The organism is Shivajiella indica (assembly GCF_042683085.1).
Lineage (GTDB): Bacteria > Bacteroidota > Bacteroidia > Cytophagales > Cyclobacteriaceae > Shivajiella > Shivajiella indica.
Map to the genome: position 1 here is coordinate 200,740 of NZ_JBHUIV010000025.1, position 18,837 is coordinate 219,576.

The following is an 18,837-nucleotide window of genomic DNA, read 5'->3' on the forward strand; positions in this document are numbered from 1 at the left end:
TTGAATCCAATAATATTTAAATACTCATCCTAAACTTTAATTATTATAATCATTATCTCCCATTTTGACTTTTTCCTTTTGACTTGGCTCTTGATTGAATTTAACCACCAATATAAAACTTTCAATAACTTCTATAGGATTACCTTAAACTATCCCAATTGATCAAAGCATTCCAGACCATCGGGGCATCATGATGGTTCAAATACCTGTGCAAAGGGTCAAAGGTAAAAGCCAGAACATTTCCCCTTCCTACTGGTAAATTAAATACCGATCCATGGCCTATGATTTCCTGCTCATTTCTAACCATACCGGCGATTACATAAGGAGGATTTTTTTCATCAGGCTTTTTTGCTTTTTCCATTTTTTCATTTTCTGCCATTCCCATAATCGGACCTTCGTAAGGCACTTCATCCTTTAAAGACTGATGACCATATTGTACCAGCATCAGATCACGGTTATATTTATCGGTTTGAAGCAAAGGTCCATTTCCTCTGAATAAAGGAAATGTTTCAGGATAGCCATATAAGACCGGATGGCCTGATTTTCTAACTTTTGCCTGAACTATAGAACCGGGATGGAACAAGCTAGATGCATTAACAGGAGAAAGCTCCGCTGCAATCCCCAACTCTGCCAGTATAAAACTGGAATTATCAAAGCTTATCAGTAAACCTCCTTCTTCCGCAAATTTCTTTAGATTATCAACACCCACAAAACCAGGTCCACCTGTCATATCACTGGTTGATGCCGGAAATCCATGAGATGGAAATTCAGCAGTTGTCGTATAAGGCAAAGGACCATATTTTTTATCCACCCCATTCACAAAATTCTTGGCATTGCCCCGAACGCGAGGAAGTATGATGACATCAAATTTAGACCTTAAGCCACCAGCTTTTAAAACATCTTTATCAATAGAAGTGTAAGGAATTCCCCTTTCCTCAAAGGTATATCTTGACCATCCTTCATCTTGGGTATTGTACCAAGTATGATAGATAGCCACCCTTGGAAGATTAACTGCTTTCTGGTTTTCGGCTGGAACGTTGGCTAAAGTAGCCATTAAATTCAAACCAAAATCTGATGCAATTTGCCCAGCTTGATTCGCATTGATCCTTCGGAAAATAATACTTCCTGCAGGAACAGTATCACCCGAAATCAGGGTTTCCTTTGTCAAAACTGATACTTCGGCATTTCTATTTTGATTTTTCACCCAATACAAAGCCGGTAAGACGGTATTCTGAGCTTTATATGGTAAAATATAAGTATTCCCGTCCCCTGAAACTTTCCCTTTATATACAGCATCATCTGTCAATAATTTCAAACTATTGATATCAAAATCAATGCTGTCCTTAGATTCTACATCAACACCGTACAAATAAGGCAAAGTCCAGGCAATGGCATCATAAGGTGGGAATTTCGCATCTTTAGGATAAGTCTGGGGAGTCAATAAAGAAACTGCCAAATTCCGGTAGGGTTGTTCTGAGAGGACTATAAAATAATCTTCATTCTCATGAACTTCAATTCCTTGAGCTTTTAGTTGATTGGCCAGATAGGCCACCATAGCAGGATCTCTTTGGTCTTTACCAATTTTAAAAGCTTTTGGGCCTTCCTTTTTTCCTTTCTCCAAGCTATTGAATCCTTTTTTATAAAAATTCCTCAACAATAGCTCTTTGTTCGTGGCTGCATAATACAAAGAAGCAATCACACCAACCTGAGTATAATTGATGTTATTTCTAAAGGACCAATATACCAAAGGAGTGGCTGGGTAAGGCCTATACCATTCCTTGGAAGATGCCAAATCCCCGGCAAACCTTGCCGTAGAATAATCCCTTAAATAGGTATCTGCACCAGCATTGCCATAGGTTTCATAGAATCTCCCATTGGAATTATGATTATTTGCTACCCAAATCCCATAACCAGGCCACCATCCATCATAAAATGCCCAGGTGAAAGCGCCGGGCATTCCTTGGGCGGAAACCTCTGCCACATCGTGGTTACCCATTACCTGCCATTCACTTTGGGTGATGGGGTCCACAAAATCATTATAAGGACCGGTACCTGTTGAAATATACAATAGTGGAACAGATTCATGCAGGTCCAACATCACAGTTGGGTGAAATTCAAAAAATCCTTTGAAAATGGATTTGGTAATTCCCTGGGAAACCTGAAGTCCATCCCTGTTATTATCATGGAAAACATACTTACCCCAGTAGGGTGCCGAACGGGGAAAACCATCATCAAATTTTTCCCTTCCCTTGGTGTAGCGGAAATACCAATCCACCTGCTTGTCCCAACCATCAGGTTCAGAAATAGGATTAATTACTGTAATGACATTCTCCCGGATAGCCTTGATATCTGATGCATCAGAAGTAACCAATCGATAGGCCAATTCCATCAACATTTCAGGTGCTCCCATCTCAGTGGCATGCATACCTCCACTGATATAGTATATCGGTTTGCTGTCCAAAATTATATCTTCTGCCTGTTCAGGATTTGTTTTTCTTGCATCGGCAAGTTTTGCCAATTGATCTTTGTAATGGTCCAAACGATCCATGGACTCCTGATTACCTATTACAATCAGGTAAAACTTCCTACCCTCTTCAGTCAAACCCATTTCCTGCATGTGAACCAATGGAGAAGAATCTGCTAACTTTTTATAATACCCATAAATTTCAGAAGATCTATGGACAATACCTTCTGTTCCGATGATATGCCCAAAATGCTTCAAAGGATTTGGGATACCCGGATGGTCCACCACATCCAAAAGGCTTTTTGGAAGGAATCTTTCATCAGTGGTAAAATCTTTGATTTTTTGGATGTAGGTTTGATCAATCTGTTGGGCTTTTATCGTCAGCGTAAATAGAAAAACTACAAAGACCCAAATGGAAGTCAGTTTTTTCATAATGGTCATATTCTATATTAGCTCAAAAAGCTACAAAATTCAACTTAATAAAAAAATTTGTTTTAGAAAGCCTAATAAAGATGGGGATAAATGGACTATAACTAAAGAAAAAACAAAATAGACTGTTATGCTCGATCCTCCAGCCGTTATGTTTATTTTTTTCTTTTACCAACTCTTTGGCTTATATCCAACATAAAAGCCAAAACAAAGGTTATGCGATGTAATAATTTAACTGAAAATAATTTATTTCTAGATCTATTTTGACTATTGGATTAAATCTAAAATTTCTATTTATTGAAAAAAATTAAAATAAAAATTAATTTTTTTTATGTAAAAATTTTTGTATTTTAAATACACATTTATGTTATTTGCAAATATTATTCATTTAGACCGCAAACATATGAGAAAATTGTGTTTTAACCCATGGGTTCCAGCAATCTTAACTTCAGCCTATTTTTTGATTGCCTGTAGTAGTGATGAGCCAAAAGACCCAAGCCCAGTTGATCCAGGACCAGAAATTGAAATTGTGGATTGGGAAAAGTTGGAAAACTTCCAGGAAAGAGTTTATAATATTGAGCTCATAGACAATAAATTTTATGGAACTGGTATTGCCTCTTATTTTTTCGAAATTGACATCAATGGTGCTGTAAATCCCCAATATTTTTGGAGTTATGTGGCACGTACTGGAAGATACAAGTTTCCTGTTTCAAATAAGGTCTTGGTATCAAGATCAGAAACCGACTTGTTCCTATTCCCTTCAAGCAATGTAAGTAGTGGATCAGTAACATCTATAAAAATGGAAGATTTAGACCCAAATTTCCGGTTTTTTGAAGATATGCCGAGATGGAATAGTGATATTTTTGGCCTGACAACAGATGGAATTGGATTGGTGCCTTACAGAAAAGTAGTAAACGGGTTCGCTACTAATAATCCAACCTTTTTAATGTTTGAAAGTAACCAGTTAGATAACTTAATTCAGATAGGGAATTCAAGCATTATAGATTTTGAATTTGCAAATGCTTATTCAAACTGTGATCGGATAGAATCATTTAAAGATTTCTTTTCTGTTCAAGTTGGTAATGCTACATTTAAAATTAATCTAGCAGGAGAGGTATCTAAATTAAGTGATTTCAAAGCGAGATCAGTTGAAGTAAACAATAAAATTTATTCTTTTGCTCACAACACAAGTAATAACCGTATCGAAGTATTAGTATCTGATTTTTTAGGTAACAATACTTCTCAAGTTGCTACAGCAGATTATAATGAAATTTTTGTTAGAGGAGAATACTTTGAAGTGAATGATGAAATTATTTTGGTTTTTAGAAATAATATTTATTGGCTACAAATTCTTAATAATGGAGTAAAGATCACTGAATTGGAAAATCAAAATCTGGATTCTGGTGATATTTATAATGTTATAATGGCACCTGAAGAAAAGGTATTGATATCAAATATTTGCAATACCCCAAAATGTGGAATATTTTCTAAAAGTCTTGAAGACTTTTTTAAACCAAAGCAGATTAAAGATCAATAATCATTCAAGAAAGAACTTTGAATCGAGAAGGGTAAGCTTTGTTCGAAGTGCTTACCCTTTTTTTATCCACCTATCAAACCAAATAAAAGCCTCCTCTTGCATGGCTTGGTCAAATTTGTGGGGACCGGGATAAAATGAACATTTATACCTATCAGAAGCACCTGCTTTTTGAAAAATACCGGAAAGGATCCCGTCAGCCTTTTTCATTTCCTCCAAAGTAAACAGGTTGTCCTCCATATCATTGAGCACTAAGGTTGGTTTGGGTGCCCGCAAAGCAAATATTTCAGGGAAATCCAATTCCCTGGGAAGCAAGGGGATATAAATCATCCAAGTATGGGTATGGGATTTGTTCAACAATAAATCAACCCAAGTAGTCATAAATCCCACACTGATCGCACAGGAAATCCTCGGATCCAAACCTCCCAACATCACTGTCCTCAATCCTCCACCAGATAGGCCTGCACATCCCAATCTTTCTTTGTCCACATCCTCTCTTGAAGCCAAAATATCCAATGCAACCTGATCTTCGGCCAAGTAAACTGCCGGCCATGAAATCCCTGCGCTAAACAGGGATTTTGCCATGATATGCTCATGGTCAGAAGCCCACCTATTATAAGCATCAATATTTTCCTTTTTACTCATATCAAAATCAAAAATTCCCATTCTCCTTTCTTCGGGAACATCTTCTAACATGACCCTCCTACTTCCGAAGGTGAAAGTGTCATGTACCATCACTACATATCCCCTTTTGGCCAATTCATTTGCCCAAGCTTTGCCTTCATAATAAGTATCTTGATGTTGCTGCACATAATCGGATACATCATTCCCGGTTTTTGCTATTTTCTCCAAACCCAAATACTTATTTCCTCCATGACAATGCAAACCCAAGACCGCAGGAAGTTTTCCTTTAGTATTTTCAGGTTTTAGGATTACAGCCCTTGTAGGATTCCCATAAGGCAATTGATAACTGATTTCTTCACAAATCAATCCATCAAATTTGGATTGCCTATGAACGGTGATTTTTGGTTTGCCTTCCAAACCCAGGTATCCCATCCTTTCCTTGGTTTTTTTTATGCCAGCATTTTTCCAGGCCTCAATGTCCGTAAATTCTTCTTTACGGAAAGACAATTCAGGTAAATCATCCAAAAACAGGCTTTTTGCCCATGGACCATAGCCTCCTAATTGGTTTTTCTGAAAGGGTTCTTGCATAGATAAGGAGTTTTGGACTATAGCAGGATTCGTAAGCAATTCACCGAAACTGCCACTCAACATTCCAATGCCGGTCATTCCTGTATATTTGATGAATTCTCTTCTGTTGGGAGTCATTGCATTTAAATTTATCTTTTTTCTCCCATAATTCCTTTTAAAACATTGATCAATACTTGTATATCTTCTAATGTATTGTAAAGATGTAAGGAAATCCTGATGGCTTTGCCCCTTACTGATACATAAATCTTATTTTCCTGAAGCTTCTGAAGGACTACTTGACTGTCCATTCCTTCAGGAAACAATACCCCGAATAGGTGCTTGGCCCTGAAATCATCTTCTTCTACCCAAAAACCATTATCTCTGAAAAATTGGACCATTGGTTGTGACAATTCCTCAACATAGGATTGAATGTGCTCAACCCCCCAATCCAACAACTGTTCCAAGGCTGTGTTAAGCATAGGCAATAAAATAAAGTTACCATACTCTCCCACATTATACCTTCCTGCCCCAGGCATGTAATCTTCCACATAATTCGTCAAGCCAGAAAAATTTTGGGCATTGCTTCTATTCACCCAGGTTTCCTCCAAGGGAACACCAGTATTAAAGAACTCCGAATAATAAGCGACTCCAATGGAATAAGGCCCCAATAGCCACTTGTAACCAGCGCAGACCAAAGCATCAATTTGAAATTCCATTACATCAATGGACAAAGCCCCTACAGATTGGGTCCCATCTACAATAAATAAAGCATTGTTTTCCTTACATTTTTTTCCAATTGCTTTCAAATCATATTGTGTACCATCGGTCCAATGAATAGAAGACATTACAACAACTGCAGTATCTTGGTTTATGGCATCCAATATCCTCTGGTTCCAAATTCTCCCTCTGTCTTTCAATACCTCAGGTGAAGGAATGGAAAGAAGTGTTTTGCCATGTTTTTGACACCATTTTTCAATAGCATAATACCCACTCGGAAATTCATCAGAAACGACTATCGCACTGACCCCATTGTCTGTCGGTAAGTTATTGATAGCAGTTGATAGACCATAAGAAGCCGCAGGAATAATGGTCACCTGTTGGGCAGGGCAATTGACCAGCTTTCCGAAATTTGCCTTTACCTTTTCTCCTGTTTCAAAAAAATCTTTGGGTTGAATAGTAGTGGGGTTGCGCTTTTTAATCAGGGCATTTATACCAACCTCTTCAACAGAACGCAATAATGGTGACATGTAAGCTCCATTGAGATAATGGATGTCTGGCGGAAGCTGAAATAATACTTTTTGGTTTTCCATATTGAAATGAAAGGTTATTTATATTCCTGCAAACTAAAGCAAAGTTGGGATTCTTAAAACCCATATTTATTCTATTATAAAACCTATTAAAATTTTTCCCTGACTTTCACTAATTTAAAGAGTTCATTGGAATCAATCAGTATAGATAAGTAAAATAACATCTGAATAGCTCAATGAAGTGTTACCTTCTAATGGGATAGCTATTATTGGATAGAAGAATGAATTTCATATTTGGTCACTGATAAAACCAATATAATAAACTAGCGAAGTCGAAAACCTATTCATCAAGCCTAAAACAACCCTTTCATTATGTTGAAGTCCCTACCAAAATTATTCCTTTTCATTTTCATTGTTTTTTGGTCCTGTTCCCGTCCTTCATCTGAGCAATCAGAAAATGAAAAAGACCCCAATATTATCACAACATTAATTTTGAATTTAGACCCAAAAGAGGAAAGCGTCAGCATTTTCAGGGAAGGTGAAAAAGAACCAATTTTGGTACAACATGCTCTAAATGATTTCAGACCTTATATCCATCCCATCAAGGCTCCTGATGGGAAGGGAATCCTAACAGAATTTAGCCCAGGACACCACAAACACCAAACAGGATTGTATTGGGGATTTACAAGGGTCAATGACCGGGATTATTTTCACAATCCCCAAGGAGATTATTGGAAAAAGGTTGCCCTAAATACCATTCAGGAATCAGGAGGTGAAGTGAAATGGCAGACTGTTTATCAACTTTTAGATGATAAAGGCGAGGCTGTCATGTTGGAAACGCAAACTTGGACAATGGTTGAAAAGGGAGGTAAATATTTTTTGGATCTGGATTGGAAAGGGGAAGCCATTCAGAATCTTGTGATCGGGAAATATGATTACGGAAGTCTTTTCCTGCGAATGCCATGGAAAGAAGGTATCAAGGGAGAAATTGTGAATGCAGCAAGGCAAAAAAACCAAATGGCTGAAGGACAACCATCCATGTGGGTGAATGTGGGAATGCAAGTGGATGGTCGGGAAGACTTTGCCAATTTTGCAATTTTTGACCATCCGGAAAACAGGGGTTATCCCAACAAATGGCGGGTAGATGGCCAATTAGGCCTTGGACCTGCCTTTACGAGAGATGCAGATTGGACTATTGAAAAGGGAGAAACCGAAACCATTAAACTCCGCTTAATGGTCTATACAGGAGAAGCCAATGACATCCAATTGACGGAATCTTGGGGTGAATTTTCAGGTAGACAGGGAATGTATGGAACCACAGAACTCTGGGGCCTTGCACAAAAAGAAGGAAGGGATGCCAAATTCCTTACCCCTCAAGAGGCTGTGGAGGCTATGACTATCAAACCTGGATACAAAGTAAATGTCTGGGCCTCTGAACCTTTAATGACCCAGCCTATGGCCTTTTGTTGGGATGATAAGGGAAGACTTTGGGTGGCCGAAAACAGAGATTATGAATCCAGAGGACATGGGTTTTCCAATGCAGGTGATAGCAGAATATTAATTCTGGAGGATACCAATGGAGATGGTGTTGCAGATACTCAAAAGGTCTTTTTGGAAGGTATTGCATTTCCAGCTGCGATAGCTGTTGGTTTTGACGGATTGTTTTTAGGAGCACCTCCACACTTGTTGTTTGTACCTGATAAAGATGGAGATGATAAAGCTGATGTTGAGGATATTGAAATCCTACTAACAGGTTGGGGAATCCGTGACCGTCATGAAACCCTTAATAGCTTTCATTGGGGACCGGATGGATGGCTGTATGGATTGCAGGGGTTCGCTACCCCTTCGAAAATCCGGAAACCATCTGGAGATGCCAAACTCTACTATCACAATGACCCCTTTCCTGAAGATTTGCTGGAAGCAGAAGGTGTTGACATCAATGGGGGTGTGTGGCGCTACCATCCTATTAAGGATAGATTTGAAGTGGTAGCCCATGGATTCAGCAACCCTTGGGGCATTGATTACGATGCCAAAGGCCAACTTCTCATGACAGCCTGTGTAATCCCCCATTTATGGCATGTGATTCCAGGTGGTATCTATCACCGTCAGGGAGGGCAACATTTCAACCCATTTGTGTATGAGGATATCAAAACCATCGCAGATCATAGTCATAGATCTGCGCATGGCGGTGCCAGGGTCTATCAGTCGGATGCATTTCCAAAAGAAGAGCAAGGACGAATCTTTATGGCCAATATTCATGAACATGCTGTTTTATCTGACATACTCATTCCTAAAGGATCAGGATACCAAGGAAAGCATGGAGATGATTTCCTGATGGCCAACAACGCCCAATGGGTGGGTTTTAGTATGGAAATTGGGCCAGATGGAGGACTGTATGTGCTTGATTGGCATGATGCTGATATTTGTGGCCAAGAAGTATTAAATCAAGAAACAGGAAGAATTTTCAGGACCATGCCTGAAAAGTCATTTGCAAAAGATTTTGAAGGAAGATACGCTGACCTTAACCTAATGACAGACCTTCAATTGGTCGAATTGCAAAAAAGCGTAAGCGACTGGCATGCAAGGAGAGCAAGAGGCATTCTTCAAAAAAGAGCTTCCCGGAAAAACCTTCATAAAACTACCCATACTGCTTTAAAAGAGATTTTTTTGCGGGAGAAAAACCAGGACTTTAGATTAAGAGCCATGTGGGCACTGCATCAAATCCAGGGTTTTTCTGAAAATGAACTGGTCAATGCCCTGTCTGATAAAGACCCGCATATACGGGCCTGGGCAATCCAGTTGCTTTGTGAAGACTTTGCCCCTTCGAGTGCTGCTATATCCCAATTCCGGAAAATGTCACAAAATGACCCCTCTCCCGTCGTCAGACTGTATCTGGCGGCAGCATTGCAAAGGATGCCTAGCCCAGAGAAATTACTTATTTCCAAAAATCTCCTTCAGCATAAAGAAGACGCAAATGACCATAATCTGCCCAAAATGTTATGGTATGGAATTGAACCCTTAATGGTAGACAACGTGGATGCATTTTTGGACTTGGCAGGAAATTCCAAAATACCATTGGTTACACAATTCATCGCCCGAAGGGCAGTAGATGGAGATGGAGTGGAAAAACTAGTTGAACTGATAGGTAAAAACGGGCCCAACACTGAAATCCTTTTGACAGGAATGCTGAGTGGCATGGAAGGTAGGAATGATTTATCTATTCCTTCCAATTGGAGAAAAGTATCTGAAAATCTTCAAAGCAAAGGTGGCATCCAAAAAGAAATAGCCATGGAAATTTCCAATTTATTCGGAGATGCCGAAGCCACTCAAAGGGCACTCGCCACGCTGAAGAATCCCAATGCTCCATTTGACCAGAGAAAAAAAGCCTTACAGACCCTCACTGCCCAACAAAACCGTGAACTGCCCTATGAACTTCCTGCGTTGATTAAAGATCCTTCCCTAAGAACCGAAGCGATCAGGTCTGTGGCTGCTTTTGACAATGAGACCTTAGGAAGGTTGCTGATTAATTCCTACTCAACTTTCAACAATGAAGAAAAACAGGCCGCCTTAGAGTCCCTTTCTTCACGTGCCAGGTATGGCAATATGCTGAGTAAAGAAATCAAGGATAAGAAAATCCCCAAATCAGAAATTTCTCCAACAATTGCCAGACAACTTCTCCGGGTAGTGGGAAGCGGCTTTATTGAAATCTGGGGACCAATCGAGCAAGTAGCAAATGACAAAGCTGCCTACGACAAATATAGAGCAATTTTGACCTCCAATGCGATAGCTTCTGCAAATATCGTTTCTGGCAAAAAGGTTTTCAATCAGGTATGTGGCAGTTGCCACAAAATGTATGGGGAAGGCGGGGAAATGGGCCCTGACCTGACCGGATCCAACCGCTCCGATCAGGAATATATACTGCTCAATGTCTTAGAGCCAAGTGCCGAGATTCAAGATGCTTACAAAATGGTCGTTATCAATACCAGGGATGGTAGAACTTATACGGGTAATGTAATTGGGGAAAACCAAAGACAAATTACGCTCCGAGTGGTAGGTCAGGATCCAATCATTATCAATAAATCCAGCATCCAATCCAAGGATATCACCGAGGTTTCCATGATGCCTCCTGGATTGTTTGAAAACCTGACTGAAAAAGAAATAGTGGAACTTATGGCCTATCTGAAGACAAATAAAAAGGTGGATTGATTAACCCTATTTTGTCACTTTAGATTAACTCAGGAAAAATTTTCACCCAATTATTGCCTAAGGAAAATAGTTCAGAATTAAAGTTTGTAATAAGATTTGGACGCTAAAACTTAAAATATAGGAAAAAGACGCAAAGAAGCCTCAAAAAAATCCAGGAATTTCGACCAGTCTTCTCCGGTAAGGTCATGTTTACCAGACCTCAGATGGTATCCGACAGATCCTTTGTGATGGAAATGTGGACTGAATTCATATTCTTCAGGTAATTCAATTTGTTTCCCATAAATCTGACTATAAGTGGTGGAAGCTAATTTTAAAGAAAGGTACTCCCCCTTTGGATCAGCCCAAAGATCTTCCATGGCACTAGCGATATAAACTGTCCTCGGAGCTAAACTGGCAATCAGCTGGTGTTGATCAAATGGCAAAGTTTCTTCTTTTCCATTGTATAGATCGAAATTATCTGTAAACCAATATGGGAAAACTGTATTGATCCGTTCTACAGTCTCGCCAAATTTCCTTCTGGATAATGCTGCACCACCACATCCGGATTCATTGGCATAAGTTACCGACCAACGGGAATCATTTGCCCCACACCATAAGGCAGCTTTTCCTCCTCTGGAATGTCCAACAACTGCCGCTTTGGTATGATCGATCATAGGATCTTGCTCAAAATAATCCATGGCCCTCATAGCACCCCAAGCCCAGGAACCTAAGCCCCGCATACCATTGGGCATTTGCATTTGCTCAGGATATAAGGTTTTCAGAATACCATCTGCAAATCTTTCCTTATCATCCGGAGACACATATTCAACATCAAAAACAGCAGCAGCATAGCCTCTTCCTACAATTTGCTGAATATCAAAAAACTGATCCTCCATATCGGCAATCAATTGATCAACAGCCCTATGACTGATCAGTAAAACAACCGGGACAGGTCCTTTTTGCAATTTTGGTGTAAATAGATGTAAAGGGATAATCTGGCTGTTTCCTTTCCTGGAGACTTTGAGTTCTATGATTTTATAGTCAGCCAAATTCCCATAAGGATTGTTGGCAGGGAATCTAGCTTCAAAAGCCATTTGATCATAATCCTTTGGCAAATGCCCATACATCTGATCTGCAAAAGCTTGAATAATTTCCGGCCTTCTGATCTTTTCCCAATCCTCAATAGATTTGATCCTCCTTCCCTCAAAGGAAACAAAAAGGTCAGGGATTACCAGGTCAGGCACCTTACTTTCATCATAGTTAGCGGATTGCTGCGCAAAGAGACAATGGCTAAAAACAAGGACAAGAAAAAAGAGCAGTTTTTCCATGATTAGAGGGTTTTGGTTATAGGAAAGCTAAAAAAGAAAAGAAAAAATTCCTATTGGGATTTAATAAGTTGACTCTTTACCTTAATTTAATACAATCATAATCCAAGGCATACTGAAAATCAATCTTTTATGAAAGCAACAATTACCTCAATAGAATTGAAGGGGCCATTCCAGTTTTTTGCATTGTCTGCAAGAGCATTCAGTATCCTGAAGCAATTGAAGTCAACCAATTACAAAGATTTTAAAAAAAGAGGCATCTGGACCAAACACTATACCATGACCCTATGGAACTCAGAGGAAGAGTTAAAAAAATTCTCTAAAAGTGGAGCCCATTTGGAAGCTATGAAAAACACAAAAAAGATCGCAAAAGAAATAAGAACAATTACGATAGATACAGAAGTTCTTCCATCATGGGAAGAGGCTAAAAGGCTTCTGGAAAATGCTAAAGTATTGAGGTTCTAAATTTTCTGATTAATCATAAAATCATTAATTAAACAGAATTAGAAATGGACAGTTTTTTTGAAGAAGCCCTAAACCAAGCCAAAAAAAGTTTTCAGGAAGGTGGCATTCCGATCGGGAGCGTACTGGTGCACAACGGCCAAATAATCGGGAAAGGCCACAACCGGAGAATTCAACAAGGCAGCGTCATTCTTCATGGGGAAATGGACGCTTTAGAAAATGCAGGAAGGCAGGATGCGGCCATCTACAAACAATCAACCATCTATACCACCCTGTCTCCTTGCCCCATGTGCACAGGGGCCATTCTTTTATATGGTATCCCCAAAGTGGTCATTGGTGAAAACAAAACGTTTCTAGGTGCAGAGGATTTACTGAAGCAACATGGCGTGGAAGTAGTTGTCCTGGACAATCAGGAATGTGTGGATTTGATGGATGCATTTATCCAAAAAAATCCGGAAGAATGGAATGAAGATATCGGTGAGGAATCTTCGAAAAAATAAGAATGATCTCTTTCTTAAACTCATCTTTAGGAAAAACTAATAAAATTTGAGTAAGCGATTCCCCTTTATTCGGGAGTAAATGCAATTCCTTGGTTGAATATGGAAATTATTATTGATCAGATTAGAGAAGCATTGAAAAACAACGTAGATGAAAAAACCATGACTACAAGTCAAAATTTTTTCAAAGAAAAGATCAAGTTCTATGGTACTTAAGGAAATTTTTGAGGTCGCCGGGATTTTATTAATAGATAAAGGCGATATGGTTCAAAAGGGATATGGCTGGATGTTAAAGGCCCCAGTGAAGCAAACCAAAATGAGGTTTTTGTTTTTTTGATGAAAAATAAATCTAAAATGCAGCACAGTGCATTAAGGTATGCTGTTGAAAAATTGCCAAAGGAATTAAAAGAAAAGGTAATGGAAAAATAAGCCCTTTAAAGAAATAAAATGAGATAAAAAATGAAGGAAAATTGTAAAATGATCGCTCTTAAAGTTAATGACCAACAATTGTTGGAACCGAAAATTGGATCAATCCTAATCCTTTATCCTTAATTCAGAAGTCTTATATCCTATCCTTATTGCCATGGCAGCAATTTTTTCACCTACGGCAATAGGTTGATGATAAAGATTCCAATGCTTGCTACCTATCTGATCTCCGATCTGATAGGCAATGCTAGCCCCTTCAGTAAGAGATGACAAATACCAAAGACCATTTTTTTGCTCAAATTGAACAGCTTCTGTTTCAGGCTGCACCAGCCCGGGCCACATCATCTGAACCAGGTCATACTCAGGTACAAAACCTAAATCCCCTACTTCCAATTGCCAGGAAGTCAAAGCATTTCTCAATTCAAGTAATTTTTCACGATATGCCCTATCTTGTGCAAGATTTTTCACTTCATAAGGATCTGAAACCAAATCATACAACTCTTCCTCTTGTTTTGTTTTCATGAAAATATATGCAACATCTCCCTTCAATTCTCCTCCTTGATCCATTTCAATCAAGGTACGCGTCATATCAATCTGTTCACGATAAGCATTTCGGTAAACCAAAGGTAACTCAGGCCTAAAGTTGCGGATATAAACAAATCTTCCGTCAATCACAGATCGGCTCATATCCACCGCTTCATCAAATCTATCTGCTGAACCGAATGCGTATTTGTGAGGCATTTTGGTTTTGTACTCTCCCAAAAAAGCCCTTCCATGCATGTAAACTGGGGGTAAAATCCCCGCTAAAGACATAACTGTGGGCCCAAGATCCATCAAAGAAACAATATCATTGACTTTTGTTCCTGCTCCATATCCATTCGGAAACCTAACTATTAAAGGAACCCTTAACCCTGAATTGCCTACTGCACGCTTTTGCCTGAGTAAAGGACCACCATGGTCGGACCAGAAAAAAATAATGGTGTTTTCCAAAAGACCTTCATTTTCCAACATTTCCAACATATCCCCTACCTGTTGATCCAATTCCATAATATTGGAATACACCCTCCCCACATCCTTTCTTACCACCGGAATGTCAGGGAAATATTTCGGAATAGAAACTTTATCAGGATTGGACAACATTGGATCTTCCTTTTTCATAAAAACTCTTGACTCGTGGGTTATTTCATGGTTGAATACGGCAAAGAATGGTTGACCCGATTCGCGGTTTTTATAGGTCGCCTCTCTTCCGATTTCATCCCATGCAGTAATTGGGGAATTGAATTGATAGTCCGTTTTTGCATTGTTGCTGGTAAAGTATCCGGCTACCCGAAGGTATTCCGTAAAGCATTTGACAAAAGGAGGGGGAACTGCTGCATATTCCGGAACATTTCTACCTCTGATGTCTTTGAGGCCATAATAATCCTTATAGGTTTCATTTTCTGGTTCTCTATAAGCATAATGCGGTCCTGTCCTCATATTGTGGGTACCAAGGCTCACAGGATACATACCAGTAATGATACTGCTTCTGCTCGGGGCACAAACGCCAACTGTCGCAAATGCATTGGTGTAAGTAATGCCCTCTTTAGAAAGGCGGTCAATATTTGGTGTTTGGATACTTGAATCCCCATATGCAGGCAAGATAGCACTGATATCTTCTACAGATATCCAGAGAATATTTGGCTTTTCGGATTGGGAATAGGCTGTAAAATGAAAGCAAAAACAAGTAATCAAAAGAAAAATAGATAATTGTAATTTCATGGCTTGGATTCATTGTAATGATTGAATATCCTAAATATTAATCTAAATATCAATCACAACACAGATTATAAAGAATTCCAAGCAAATCATTTAAAGTATAAATGAAAATAACTTTAGATAAAAGTTTAACCTGAATAAGTAGGGTTCTGATCCTATCTTTAATTTGTTTAACCCCAATTTGTCTGAAAACTTAAATTCAATTTCTTATAAATGAAGTAAAATCTATATAACCTAAACACTGTTAAAAAATTTATTAAATGTTCAATACTGAGGAATTAAATTATTAATTATTACTCCAATTAAAGAAACTGAGATTTTATTTTAAATCACAAAATCATCCAACCTTTATACATATTTCGTTTGAATAAGGAATAACAAGCTTAATTCTATTGTTATTTTTTTGAACACTGGTAAATAATATCAAAAATTCTTTCCTGAGATTTTAAATTCTATGTATTCTCCAAGTACTTTTTAAAAAAAAGGTTCTATTATTTTATTGATCATAAGCCAAGCGGTAGATCTTACCATCAAAAGCACAAAGGTATAGTTCATTGTTTTGATCTTTGCCAAAAGATGCAATTGGAAAAGTAGCTGTAAGTAATTCTATATTCTTAGCATTGTCTAGATCACTAAAATCCAAGGCCCATATTTTTCCGGACACAAAATCACCATAAATATACAAGCCCTTTAATTCAGAGATTTCAGTCCCTCTATATACATATCCTCCTGTAACTGACCTTCCAAGATTTCCGTGTGAATATTCCCAAATTGGCAATTCCAAACCAGTTTGATTGCATCCGGTCGAAGGATCAAAACAATGTAATCCTTCCATGGTTCTCCACCCATAATTACCACCTTTTTTGATGATATTGATCTCCTCATACTTATTTTGTCCCACATCAGCTGCCCATAATGTACCTGATTGGGGATCAAAACTTATCCGCCAAGGATTTCTCAGCCCATAGGCAAAAATTTCCTCACGATAACCTTCGCTGTTGCCAACAAAAGGATTGTCCCCAGGGATAGAATAACTTCTGTTATTGGTCTGCTGATTGATATCAATCCTCAAAATGGTCCCCAATAAAGTCTCCCGTCTCTGTCCATGATTTTGGGGATCACCTCCTGAACCACCATCTCCACTGGCAATATACAAGAAGCCATCTGGCCCAAATGCCAATTGTCCACCATTATGATTGGAAAAAGGTTGGTTAAACTCAAGAATGACTAATTCGCTGTTTGAATCAGCTTGGTTTGGATTGGTATTCGAAACCTGAAAACGGGAAATTACTGTTCTCCTCGGGGAAGCTGCGGTATAGTTCACATAAAGGAAACCATTATTTTCAAAATCAGGATGAAAAGCCAATCCTAAGAGTCCTTCTTCGTTACCCTGATCATTAACCTTTGATGATATATCTAAAAAAGTTGTTTTATTTTCAACTTCGGGGTCGTTTTGAAAAACAGAAATTACCCCTCTTTGCTCAACTACAAATAAACGGTTACTGCCATCTCCAGCATGCTGAAAATCAACCGGCCGCAAAAAAGAAAGATTCGGGAATGCTTCAATTACTGCCAATGTGCCGATTTCAATTGGATCCTGATCTTGCTCAGGTTCATCTGCCAAACAGGCAACCAATCCAAAAATCAAAAATAAAGGAAAAAAATTTTTGGAAACTGAAAACTTCATTATCGTTAACATAGGTACTTAAGGGGATACGTTCTTAAATCCATTTCGTTACAAGAAAACCAAATTATATGCCAGTCTCTTTAAGAAGATCTATAAAAAACATTCGGTATTTTTGAAAAGCATCAATTTGAAATTCTGAATAGTTTGGAAGAGGAAAAATCAATTCAAATATGTTTGATTGATTTTTCCCCTATCTTAAAAATGAGACTATCTCTATTGCCTATGGCCTGATGATGGTTCCATCTGCTTTTCTGAGGGTCCAGTTGGATTTAGTGGTCATAGGGTATTTAGCCGCCAACTTCTCATTTACCTCAACACCAAAGCCAGGAGCTTCATTTACAGACATATAACCACCATCCATGGTAGGACAACCTGGAAATATTTCCCTTAATTGATCTGAAAACTGCACTGACTCCTGTATCCCAAAATTCCAAATTGCATAATCCATATGGGCCTGTGCAGCATGTCCAACAGGAGAAACATCTCCTGGTCCATGCCAAGCAGTGTCGATACCATAAAATTCTCCTAACCTTGCAACCTTCATCGCAGGTGTAAGTCCACCAATCTGGGAAACATGTATTCTTATGTAATCAAACCAATGGTTAACCATAGGTTCTTTGAACTCATTGATATTATTAAAAAGCTCACCCATGGCAATCGGAACTGAAGTTGTAGCCCGAAGCTGTTTGAACCATTCCATATTTTCCGGTGAAAATGGATCCTCAATAAAAAAAGGTTGATACTCTTCTACATTTTTTATCAAATTAATGGCATCAATAGGTCTTAACCTTTCATGTATATCATGCAAGAGTTCTACTTCATTTCCGCAAACCTTCCTTGTCATTTCAAATAATTTAGGTACGGATTGCATATAAACCCTTTGATCCATATATCCATCAGATTCTTTGGCAAAACCTGCCTTTTTGAAATCAGGTGCTCCCGAAATCCCTGCCCCTCCATATCCTCCTTGTTGGATCCTTACATATTTGAATCCTTGGTCCATAAATTTTTGGACATCAGCTGCCACTTCCTCAGCAGTACTGCCATTGGCATGTGCATAACAGGGAATAGCAAAGCGACATTTGCCACCTAAAAGTTGGTAAACAGGCATATTGGCCCGTTTGCCTTTGATATCCCATAAGGCTTGATCCAATCCACTTAGGGCATTGTTGAGTACCGGGCCATTTCGCCAATAGGAACTCACATATGCCGATTGCCAAATGTCCTCAATGTTGTCAACGTCTTTCCCCTCACAAAATTCATTCAGATAGTCGATTGCCGGTAGCACCGCAAATGCCCGTTGAGTAAAGGTAGCACAGCCATAACCATACAGCTCAGGTTCAGAAGTCTCCACTTTCACCACAACCAAGTTGGATCCACTGGGTCTGGTGGTAATGGCCTTTACACTTTTGATCGTGATTGGCGCCATTCCTTTGGCATAGGAAGAGGTTTCTTTTGATTCTTTTGCGGATGCATCTGGAATCCCCCCCAATATCCCCAATGACCCGACTGCAGTACCGATTCCCAAGCCCTTCAGCATCTCCCTCCTTCCAATTAATCTATGTTTTTCCTTTTTATCCATTTGTCTGTTGATTTGATTGTAAATGTTTTTTCGATTAAAAAATGGTATTTAAT

At 38.8% G+C, this 18,837-nt stretch carries 12 protein-coding genes; 5 read left to right on the forward strand and 7 right to left on the reverse strand.

What is annotated here, in order from left to right; genetic code table 11:
* Positions 1-139 precede the first annotated feature (139 nt).
* Positions 140-2,896, reverse strand: coding sequence for a M14 family zinc carboxypeptidase (locus ACFSKV_RS17265; RefSeq protein WP_380805585.1), 2,757 nt, complete (start codon positions 2,894-2,896; stop codon positions 140-142).
* 361 nt (positions 2,897-3,257) lie between these two features.
* Between ACFSKV_RS17265 and ACFSKV_RS17270 the strand changes: the two genes are divergently transcribed.
* Positions 3,258-4,430: a hypothetical protein gene (locus ACFSKV_RS17270; RefSeq protein ID WP_380805589.1), complete on the forward strand. Its 1,173-nt coding sequence runs from the start codon at positions 3,258-3,260 to the stop codon at positions 4,428-4,430.
* Positions 4,431-4,481: 51 nt separating this feature from the next.
* Here ACFSKV_RS17270 and ACFSKV_RS17275 read toward each other — a convergent pair whose 3' ends face one another.
* Both ACFSKV_RS17275 and ACFSKV_RS17280 read right to left on the reverse strand, forming a co-directional pair.
* A complete protein-coding gene (locus ACFSKV_RS17275; protein ID WP_380805592.1) occupies positions 4,482-5,756 on the reverse strand; it encodes a dienelactone hydrolase family protein in 1,275 nt (424 codons plus the stop codon).
* An 11-nt stretch (positions 5,757-5,767) separates the two neighbouring features.
* On the reverse strand, positions 5,768-6,928 hold the full coding sequence (locus ACFSKV_RS17280) for an aminotransferase class V-fold PLP-dependent enzyme (RefSeq protein ID WP_380805595.1): 1,161 nt from the start codon (positions 6,926-6,928) through the stop codon (positions 5,768-5,770).
* A gap of 309 nt (positions 6,929-7,237) precedes the next feature.
* On the opposite strand from ACFSKV_RS17280, the gene ACFSKV_RS17285 reads away from it, so the two are divergent.
* The gene (locus ACFSKV_RS17285; protein ID WP_380805598.1) at positions 7,238-11,071 is read left to right on the forward strand and encodes a PVC-type heme-binding CxxCH protein; all 3,834 of its coding nucleotides are present in this window, start codon (positions 7,238-7,240) and stop codon (positions 11,069-11,071) included.
* A gap of 110 nt (positions 11,072-11,181) precedes the next feature.
* On the opposite strand, the gene ACFSKV_RS17290 is transcribed toward ACFSKV_RS17285, so the two are convergent.
* Positions 11,182-12,378, reverse strand: coding sequence for a glucuronyl esterase domain-containing protein (locus ACFSKV_RS17290; protein ID WP_380805600.1), 1,197 nt, complete (start codon positions 12,376-12,378; stop codon positions 11,182-11,184).
* Positions 12,379-12,507: 129 nt separating this feature from the next.
* On the opposite strand from ACFSKV_RS17290, the gene ACFSKV_RS17295 reads away from it, so the two are divergent.
* The 3 genes from ACFSKV_RS17295 (at position 12,508) to ACFSKV_RS17305 (ending at position 13,671) form a co-directional block, all read left to right on the forward strand.
* Positions 12,508-12,840 (forward strand): metallophosphoesterase family protein, encoded by a 333-nt coding sequence (locus ACFSKV_RS17295; RefSeq protein WP_380805603.1) that lies wholly within the window; start codon positions 12,508-12,510, stop codon positions 12,838-12,840.
* Positions 12,841-12,884: 44 nt separating this feature from the next.
* Positions 12,885-13,337: a nucleoside deaminase gene (locus tag ACFSKV_RS17300; protein WP_380805605.1), complete on the forward strand. Its 453-nt coding sequence runs from the start codon at positions 12,885-12,887 to the stop codon at positions 13,335-13,337.
* Between the two features lie 202 nt (positions 13,338-13,539).
* The gene (locus ACFSKV_RS17305; RefSeq protein WP_380805608.1) at positions 13,540-13,671 is read left to right on the forward strand and encodes a DNA alkylation repair protein; all 132 of its coding nucleotides are present in this window, start codon (positions 13,540-13,542) and stop codon (positions 13,669-13,671) included.
* Between the two features lie 197 nt (positions 13,672-13,868).
* Here ACFSKV_RS17305 and ACFSKV_RS17310 read toward each other — a convergent pair whose 3' ends face one another.
* The 3 genes from ACFSKV_RS17310 to ACFSKV_RS17320 all read right to left on the reverse strand — a co-directional run bounded on the left by ACFSKV_RS17310 (position 13,869) and on the right by ACFSKV_RS17320 (position 18,784).
* Positions 13,869-15,518 carry a sulfatase family protein gene (locus ACFSKV_RS17310; RefSeq protein ID WP_380805611.1) on the reverse strand — a complete coding sequence of 550 codons (1,650 nt, stop codon included), beginning with the start codon at positions 15,516-15,518 and terminating at the stop codon, positions 13,869-13,871.
* Positions 15,519-16,011: 493 nt separating this feature from the next.
* Positions 16,012-17,202 (reverse strand): PQQ-dependent sugar dehydrogenase, encoded by a 1,191-nt coding sequence (locus ACFSKV_RS17315; protein ID WP_380805612.1) that lies wholly within the window; start codon positions 17,200-17,202, stop codon positions 16,012-16,014.
* A 220-nt stretch (positions 17,203-17,422) separates the two neighbouring features.
* Positions 17,423-18,784: an enolase C-terminal domain-like protein gene (locus ACFSKV_RS17320; protein ID WP_380805615.1), complete on the reverse strand. Its 1,362-nt coding sequence runs from the start codon at positions 18,782-18,784 to the stop codon at positions 17,423-17,425.
* Positions 18,785-18,837 lie beyond the last annotated feature (53 nt).